Origin of the sequence: Croceicoccus hydrothermalis (genome assembly GCF_022378335.1) — a bacterium.
GTDB lineage: Bacteria > Pseudomonadota > Alphaproteobacteria > Sphingomonadales > Sphingomonadaceae > Croceicoccus > Croceicoccus hydrothermalis.
Map to the genome: position 1 here is coordinate 1 of NZ_JAIQCI010000045.1, position 8,734 is coordinate 8,734.

The window sequence follows — 8,734 nt, forward strand, 5'->3', positions numbered from 1 at the left end:
AAGCGCCACATGATTCCGTTAAGCACCCGCCGGTCATCCACCCGGGGAACACCGCGCGGCTTGTCGGGCAACAAAGGCGCGATGATCGCCCATTCCCCATCTGTCGGTTCGTACCATCGCCGCGCCATCCTGCCCTCCAAGCTCGGAGAACCGTGAATCACGCGCAGCCATAATCCTCAAGGGATTCCTATGAGTTTATGCCAGAGATCGTCTTGTGAGGACCATAGGCAGTAGATGCATCGCGCCAGCGCAGTCCGTTCCTGATCATGGAGATAATGCAGCTGACGATCCGGCGGTCATTGACCTGCGGAATGCCGTGCAACACTGGGAAATACGGCTCGATGCGGCGCATTCGTGCCTCGCTCAACAACCACAACAAGCAGATCAGCAGCGCCCCCCGATGTCGCTACCGAATCAACCTACTGCCTCCCGCACAATCGATTTAACGGGTCCTTAGCGTAGAACAATTCGCACGTGAGAAATGTACAAATGGTGGTTAAAATTGTTGCCGGAACAAAGTTGTGGTGAAGAAAACTGGGGCGCCCCGATGGAGCGCCCCGAACATATTCAATACGATTTCATTACACTGTGAACGCATCAGATCGCTTCAGCAGTCAGACGCGGCATTGTCTTATCGTTGCGGGGCTTGCCGATGCTGTGCAGTTCGATACCAGCGCGTTCGGCTTCCGCCCGCGGATAAATATTGCGCAAATCGACCACTAGCGGCTTGGTCATAATCTTGGCCAGTCGATCGAGGTTGAGCGCCCGGAACTCGTCCCATTCGGTCACGATCACCAATGCGTCGACACCTTCGGCCGTTTCGTACGGACCTTCGGCGAATTCCACATCGGTCAACATCGGTCGTGCCTGCTCAAGCCCTTCGGGATCATAGGCGCGGACCTTGGCGCCTGCGTCCTGCAGGGCGGCAATCACCGCAACGCTGGGTGCGTCGCGCATATCGTCAGTGTTCGGCTTGAAGGTTAGACCAAGGACACCGACGGTCTTGCCGCGCACTTCCCCGCCCATTGCCCGAATGACCTTGCGGCCCATAGCACGCTTGCGGGCATCGTTGACCTGAACTGTCGCCTCGACGATCCGGAGCGGCGTTTCATTGTCCGCTGCGGTCTTCATCAGCGCCAGCGTATCTTTCGGAAAACAAGAACCGCCATAACCCGGGCCGGCATGGAGGAACTTGCCGCCGATCCGACCATCGGATCCAATACCTCGCGCCACTTCCTGCACATCTGCGCCGACCTGCTCACACAGATCGGCGATTTCGTTGATGAACGTGATCTTCACCGCCAGAAATGCGTTTGCCGCATATTTGATCAGCTCAGCCGTACGGCGACCGGTGAACATGACCGGCGCAGCCTGGTTGAGCGACAACGGACGGTAGATCGCCGCCATCACTTCCTCGGCACCCGCATCCTCGCAGCCCACAACAACGCGGTCGGGGCGCTTGAAATCTTCGATCGCCGCACCTTCGCGAAGAAACTCGGGATTGGAGACGACCTTCGCGCCCGACTGCGGAGCGACTTCGGCGATGATACGCTCTACTTCGTCGCCAGTGCCAACCGGCACGGTCGACTTGGTCACAATCACCGTCGGCTTGGTAAGATTTTCAGCGATTTCGCGCGCTGCTGCAAACACGTAGGACAGGTCGGCATGGCCATCCCCGCGACGCGAAGGCGTACCCACCGCGATGAAAACGGCGTCGGCATCCCTGACACCCTCGACAAGATCCGTGGTGAAGGAGAGCCGTCCAGCCTTCACATTGGACGAAACCAGTTCGGCCAAACCTGGCTCGTAGATCGGCATAACATTTTCATGAAGGAGATCGATCTTGCGTGCATCCTTGTCGACGCAAACCACGTCGTGCCCGAAATCGGAGAAACAAGCGCCCGAAACCAGTCCGACATATCCCGTACCAATCATTGTGATTTTCATGCCAATTCCCTGACTTTAAGAAGTATTTTTAATGCTTATGATCGCTTTGGTTTGAGCCCAAAACGCATTCGCACGTCGAAATCTGGGCTGGTTGCTACCATCGCTTGCTGCAGTGCACAACTTTCAGATTGAAGACGTTTCAAAATGGGCGCTTTAAAAATTGCCTTTTATTTGGGTGTACGCCTTACGCCACTTTGCCCCGGTCCGGCGCCATGGTCTCGATGATGGTCTGCACCACGTTCGCAGGCTCAAACCTGTCGAGGTGTCGCTGAACCTGCAGCCGATAGGCCGCCCAGGCTTCTGGACCGGAAAGCAGATTGTTGCGCGTCTCGCGTGCGGTATTGAGCGCTAGAACGAACGATTTGTCGTCATCGGGATCGTACATGATGCCCAATTCACCGGCGGCTTCGCTCAGCCCCCCCCGATCTGCGACAATGGAAATACCTCCTGCGGCGACGGCTTCTAAGGCGACGGCACCAAAGGGTTCCTGCCAGAGCGAGGGGACAATGATATAAGCCGCTCTGCCCATCTCTCTGGCGGTTTGATCGCCTTCCAGGCGACCGACGAAAGTAACGTTCTTTAGCCCGCTATCGATTCGTTTCTGAACCTCGCCGGCAAGCGAGCCGTCACCTACGATACGCAACTCCTCGACGCCGAGCGTCTCCTGAATCAATGGCCATCGATCGAGTAAATAATTCACGCCTTTTTCAGGTTCGACCCGCCCGACAAACAAGGCGCCGCTCCGTTCTGTCGGATCCTTGATGATATCTTGCTTAATATGCAGCGTATTGGCGAACGGCGAGGTGACCGTGTATTCAGGTAAACCGCTAACCCGCCCGATATATTTGCTGGTCACGAAATGATGTGCTCGCGCCATGATCCAGCGCCGGAGGATATCGAAGGAGAACAATGATTTTGAAAGGCCGAACGCGCTTTCGGAATGATGACGCAGACCAAAGGGCCGCCGAATATAGAGTAGGGGATAAAGCAATCTCAAAGAGAGATTGGACAAAATCAGTATATCGGCAGTTTTGTATAGTTTCGTTAGCTCGGAGGTATTGGGTTGCCGGACGATCTCAAATTCGAACCCGTCCACCGGGCCGGGCGTCAGCGTAACCACCGTTACGTCGTGACCGGCCCTGCTGAAGGCCGTCGCCAGAATGGATACATTGGTCGAAACACCGCCAATATCGGGAAAGAACGTATAGCTGGAAATTACGACCTTCATGCTTTAACTTTCTGCACGTTCAGTTTGTCGTAGAGTATCAGATAGGAATTGACGACGTTGCGAATGTCGAAATGTTCATAAGCATAGGCTTCGACATTTCGCGACATTTCCGCCCAATGCCTATCGTCTACCTCTGAAATTTGTCGAAGGCCGGCCAGCAAAGCCTCACGATCGCTATTTTCAAAGAAAAAGCCTCGCACGTTTGGTTCGATATGGTCGATACATCCGCTGACTTGGGTAGCGAGAGGGACTACACCGTGCGCCATCGCCTCGAGCATAGAGTTCGAAAGTCCCTCGGCCGAAGAGGCAATGAGGATATATCCGTATCTTTCGAGCAGCTGGCTCGGATCGCTGGAAAATCCACGGTAATGCACGTGGCTGCTTGCGGGGGCAGTCTCGATTGTGTTTTCAAGCCTATTCTGCAAGGGTCCCTTGCCCCAGATATCGACCGTAAGCCTAGAAGAATTTCCCAAGCTGATCGCCGCATCGGCAAGCGTCACCACATTCTTGTCATCCGCAAGCCGACCGAGAAAAAGCGCCTTCGAAGCACGCGTCGCGTCGCGTTCGCGGCTACTTTTGCGGGTCGGTAATACCAATCCGTTTGGGATCAGCGCCACCTTCGCCTCGTTGACGCCATGCGAGGTAAGATCCTGTTTGATCGCAGCGGTCGTAGCAACGAAACAGGTGACGTTCTTAGCGACGAACCGCCTGCCGACCGCACCGAAATATTTGCGTGAACCAATTGCCTTTATGTCGGCGCCTTCACCGCCGGTCGCCGATTTGAGCAATGACGGTATTTTGAAAAATTTGCTCGCTATTGCTGCGACGAAGGCATGAATGCGAATCTGGTGGCAATGAAAAACATCGATGATGCGCCTGTTCAAGAAGACCCAGAGCAAAATCTGGAATGCCCATATCAACGCAGCAGGTAGGTATCGTCCCGAAACTTGCGGACTGGCATAGGTCCAGAAATAGCGGACGCGCACCCCCTCATCGATTGTCCATCCGGCCCGCGACCATTTGCGCGTGCTGGCAAGCATGATGACATCCGTACCGGCCGCCTGCATCGTACGAGAAAGCAATCTGGCTTGTTTATCCAAGCCGCCGCTGCTGTTGGTATCGTCATAATGACATATAGCCATCACGATCATGCCAGTTCGCTCCAAATGAAATAAAAATTGATCAACATGGCGTGCTGGCAGGCATATCTCGGTAAAGTATTTCGCCGACTGGCCGTCGGGTCGACCGGTTACGTCCTGACATTACAGTTCGCTCATAAGGCCTCAATAGGCAATTCTACGCTTAGGCGGTCGCAAGTGAGACCTCAACGCCGATTTGACAGCCGCTTTGAATCTCTTCGCGAAGCCGTAAGTGCGTCAGTATTCCGCACAATTTAGTTTTCGCCCACAGCCTGTCGAAGCACGGTATTATCGCCTGTTCCGTATTTCTTGCGCATGCGTTTTGCAACGCGTGGAGAGGCCAAGCATTCGGCATAAGCGGCGTCGAGCTGCGCAAACATGCTGGAAAACGCCCAATCGCTCGTCGGCGACTGCTCCGCTCCGATCGTATAGCGTGCCAACCGCTCGCGATCGCGTGCGAGTTTTACCGCCTCGCGTGCAACGGCCTCGGCGTCGCTTGTCGCGGCAATGATCCCGTTCCTGTCCTGCGCGATGATTTCCTCGATCCCTTCGAACGGGCTCACCACCGCGGGCTTGCCACCGGCCAAGCTTTGCACGATGACTCGTGGCAATCCCTCCCGCAACGAACAAAGAATACTCATGTCGCTAAGCGCGACAAGCCGTTCGGGATCATTGCGATACCCAAGCAATTCGACCCGATCGCGCAGTCCCAGATCCGATATCATCGCCTCCAGATTGCCACGCTCCGACCCGTCGCCGGCGAACAGCACGCGAATATTATCATCCGGCTGGATCATGCGCGCAAACTCGCGCAGGAATTCCGCATGGCGCTTCCGCGCCTCATAAACTGCCATCATAAGGATGACGACGGGCCGGTTTGCCCGATCGGACGTACCGATCAGTGCCTGCGCGTCGGCCGGCCTGGGTGCATCGTAAAACTTTTCGATTTCCATGCCCGAACGCACAACGCTGTGCGGCTTGTTCTGACCGATATCATGGGTGAGATAGGACTGCTTTGTGCCCTCGCTGACATGGATGAAATGATCGGTGACCGCCGCCGCAGCATGCTCCACCGCAAGATAGGTTAGCTTCTCGCGCGTACTGACATTGCTGAACGGTAGAATATGAACGCCGTGGATAAGCGCCGAGGCGCCCGCCATTTTACCAGCGGTTCTGCCAAGAATGCCCGCTTTGCTCGAATGCGTATGGATAACATCGGCGCCGATTTGTTGGAAAAGCTTCTTGAGCGCTCTCACGCCCGCCCAATCGGCGACCGGCGATATGTTCCACACCATTTCCTCGACATGGTGGACAGTCACCTGCGGATGCCGATTGCGATAGAAATCGATATCGGAGTTCTGACCGCAAACCAGGTGAACGTCATTCCCGCTTTCGGCCTGGTGGACACAGCTTGCCCAAGTGTTTTCTTCACATCCCCCAACACGGTTCATTCGGGTTTGCACATGCGCGATGGTAAGGGGCTGCACGCTGATGTTCCTTAAATGTTAGATTTTCCAGCAAGAAAATTTGACATACCCGTGTCATGCTGGCGGAGGTTTTTTGCCATATCGAGTTTTAAGGTTTTTATCTGATTTTGACAAGGCAAGCGTAGCTTTTAGAAATATCCTGACTGCCATTGATACCTCTATTTTCGAGAAGACCGCTGAGACAAATGTTGCAGCGAGCATGGCTAATGCGGATTGCATACCTGCTCGCTGCGAAGCGACGGAGAACAGATTATTCGCAGCAGTTTTCATCATTATTTTAACGTGAGAGACGATTGGGAATACGCAAACGCGAGTTGGAGGGGCGCCGGGCCGGCATGATCCGTTGAGGTCTTTGCATGTTTTGCGTATGTCCGAAAAGTCTCGCTCCCTAGTCGCGTTGCAAATGGTGCTATCGCGCGTTGACGCCTGATGTAGAACGCCAGACGTTAAGCCCAATTGCCGAATTCTGGCATTTACGCCGCCATCGTCTTATGAGTGGGTGCGCTGTCTTTCAGAGGAAATGTGAATGCGAGTGATCCTGCTCATAAGCAATTTCAGCAAGATGAATACGGGCATCGGCGGTCACTATTACAGCGTTCTCGCCACGGCCGAAGCATTGGCGGAGGCAGGTCACGCGGTTCGAGTGGTTTGTATCGGGGACCGTCCATCTCCGGTCCTGTCCCGTTGGGAAAGCGGCGTTTGCGACTTTATCCCCGTGAACGCCCGCAAGACAGCAATGTTCTTGCCGCAGTTTAGAACATTGATCAGTGAATTCAAACCGGATGTCATTCACGGGTTTGACATGAATGCATCTTTGTTTGGGCGCATCGCTGCGTTGTTATCACGAACCTACTATGCCCATACATTATGCGGAGGCAAAGCGCCCAAAGGTTGGCGCCATTTTCCGTTCGTGCGCAATCTGGTGGTGTATTCCGCAGAGCTGCAGGAGCATTTCCGCGATGCTTTTGCGCGCGACGATAGAAATCTGGCTCTGATCGCAAACAGGGTCAGGGCGGTGACCAGCCCCGAGGAGCGATTGTCACTTTTTCGCGAACACATAACCCCTGGGGCATTGGTAATCCTGCGGATCAGCCGCATTCACCCCTATTTCGAACGGTCAATCCGCCAGACGCTTTCCCTGGGGAAGCTATTACGGTCGCAAGGCGTTAAATGCCAGGTTGTTATTCTGGGCCATGCTTCCGATGCGGGGAGCATGGAGCGCATAAAGGCGATCTTGCCGGAAGAAGATCGCCTCGTTTCTGATCCTGAGCTGGCGCATAATGCAAAAGAGTTGAACGGCGCCGCCGACTGGGTTGTCGGTACCGGTCGCTCTTTCATGGAAGCGGCAAGCCTTGGCAAGGTCATGCTTTGCCCATCTGCCGATCAAGATTTACCGATACTCATTACGCCGCAAACGTTCGACGCAGCATTTGCTGCGAATTTTTCGGAGCGTGTAACCGTTGATTTGTCTGAAGAGGCGAATCGTGCGGAAATTATAAAGGAAGCTAAAAAAGAAGAAAAAGAAAGTGCTTTGGCGAGCTTGTCGAAAGAATATTTCGAAACCCACTTCTCGATTGACAGGCTTGCTCAAAAATACGAAAAATTTTATGCCAAACTGCAAGCATCTTGCGTGGGTGATTTCAAAGACTGGCCCATACAGGCTGCGTCTTTTTTAAAGCGGAATATCACTCTTAAGAACCGCTATTGATATTTATTGCCCCGGGCAGAAGTTGGATGCAAACTTGCCGTAGCCATAGATGATACGCTTAGTCTGCAGGCATGACTGAATTGCAGGAAGGGGATTGTTTTCTCTTTCATTGGCATCCTACTGGATTGCACACGGTATGAGCCGTGGGTCCTGTCTTCGAACATGTCGCTTGACGGCTACATTACCGACAAAACCGATGTGCCGGGTTTTAAATGTCTGGTTTAAGTTCATGATCTCCTGACAATGATGCCTGTGGTTGTGAAGGGGTGCACGCAATCAGCCATTCGTCGTACCGAACCATCGCGATCTAATCCCATCGGCAAAAGGACAGCGGCCCATGACGCTTTTCAAAATCCTCTATCGCAAGCAGGGCGTCGTTGCCTGGAGCCAGTTTGTGGGTCCCGCAATCAGCAGCCTCGTCGAAACCTTGCAAGATGAAGTCGCGTATGAATTCGATATGGGCGACGGCAAGGTCAGGACTATCGCCGCCCGCCGGCCAGCCATTGACGATCCTTGGGAGCCGACCGCTTTTCCGCAACTTCATGTCTTTTCCATTTTACCTGAGGTGATGCTTGCTCAGGGATTTCAAGATGGCGCTGGGTATGTGCCCAGTATCTTTTCGGACAAACCTCTCGAGCAGGACGATCCCGGCAGGCGTCCGGCCGTGGACATCGACAGCATTGACTTCAATCATTCGAAACAGGACCTTCTTGCCTACAAGGGAATGGGCGCGGTTGGGCCGTCACTCACCAGATGGGGAATAAGCATTTTTCGCGTCGACGATCCCAAGAAAAACAAGGAGGTCATGATTGGTGGCATGGCGATGGGCGGCGGCAAGAACCGAAACATGCCGCTCGTAGAGTACAAGAATGGCCAATTTCGCGCGCGATGGGACACGATCATCAGCAACGTACACAGCGATGGAACCTTCATTGATGCCGAGCGCAACACCGTCAAAATTGAATGTGACAATGTTGTAACGGACGGCACATCTTGGAACATTGGGACGTTCGGTCGCCATAATGGTAAACTTTATGCACGTCTCGGCGGAAAACCGCATACCCGCCATTCGCACCCCGACCTGCGTTACAGCTATTCCGCTAACCCAGAAGCCAGCAATCTGGTTGGATGCCGAAAAGGCGACACCTGCGATATATCGTTGAACTGCCTTATTTTCGGACAGGGCGAGGTGAGCGAGAAGTTTATCCGCAAGTTGGAAGGCTGG

General features: G+C 54.0%; 8 protein-coding genes and 1 pseudogene. 2 read left to right on the plus strand and 7 right to left on the minus strand.

The features are described 5' to 3' along the window. From K4G67_RS15790 to K4G67_RS15815, 7 genes and pseudogenes are all read right to left on the minus strand, one after another. Positions 1 to 128: transposase (locus tag K4G67_RS15790; protein ID WP_239807253.1), on the minus strand; the 128-nt coding region annotated here is incomplete at its 3' end. 77 nt (positions 129 to 205) lie between these two features. Beyond that, positions 206 to 385, minus strand: a pseudogene (locus tag K4G67_RS17810) (transposase); the annotation flags it as partial. Positions 386 to 597: 212 nt separating this feature from the next. Next, positions 598 to 1,947: a UDP-glucose dehydrogenase family protein gene (locus K4G67_RS15795; protein ID WP_239807247.1), complete on the minus strand. Its 1,350-nt coding sequence runs from the start codon at positions 1,945 to 1,947 to the stop codon at positions 598 to 600. 184 nt (positions 1,948 to 2,131) lie between these two features. Then, positions 2,132 to 3,175: a glycosyltransferase family 4 protein gene (locus K4G67_RS15800; RefSeq protein WP_239807248.1), complete on the minus strand. Its 1,044-nt coding sequence runs from the start codon at positions 3,173 to 3,175 to the stop codon at positions 2,132 to 2,134. Beyond that, positions 3,172 to 4,326, minus strand: coding sequence for a glycosyltransferase family 4 protein (locus K4G67_RS15805; protein ID WP_239807249.1), 1,155 nt, complete (start codon positions 4,324 to 4,326; stop codon positions 3,172 to 3,174). The genes K4G67_RS15800 and K4G67_RS15805 overlap by 4 nt, the downstream gene beginning before the upstream one ends. A gap of 242 nt (positions 4,327 to 4,568) precedes the next feature. Next, a complete protein-coding gene (locus K4G67_RS15810; protein WP_239807254.1) occupies positions 4,569 to 5,765 on the minus strand; it encodes a glycosyltransferase in 1,197 nt (398 codons plus the stop codon). 90 nt (positions 5,766 to 5,855) lie between these two features. Continuing rightward, a complete protein-coding gene (locus tag K4G67_RS15815; protein WP_239807250.1) occupies positions 5,856 to 6,074 on the minus strand; it encodes a hypothetical protein in 219 nt (72 codons plus the stop codon). Between the two features lie 253 nt (positions 6,075 to 6,327). Between K4G67_RS15815 and K4G67_RS15820 the strand changes: the two genes are divergently transcribed. Together K4G67_RS15820 and K4G67_RS15825 are read left to right on the plus strand one after the other, a co-directional pair. Then, on the plus strand, positions 6,328 to 7,509 hold the full coding sequence (locus tag K4G67_RS15820) for a glycosyltransferase (RefSeq protein WP_239807251.1): 1,182 nt from the start codon (positions 6,328 to 6,330) through the stop codon (positions 7,507 to 7,509). Positions 7,510 to 7,846: 337 nt separating this feature from the next. Then, positions 7,847 to 8,734, plus strand: an 888-nt coding sequence (locus K4G67_RS15825) for a hypothetical protein (protein ID WP_239807252.1), incomplete at its 3' end; no start/stop codon positions are given.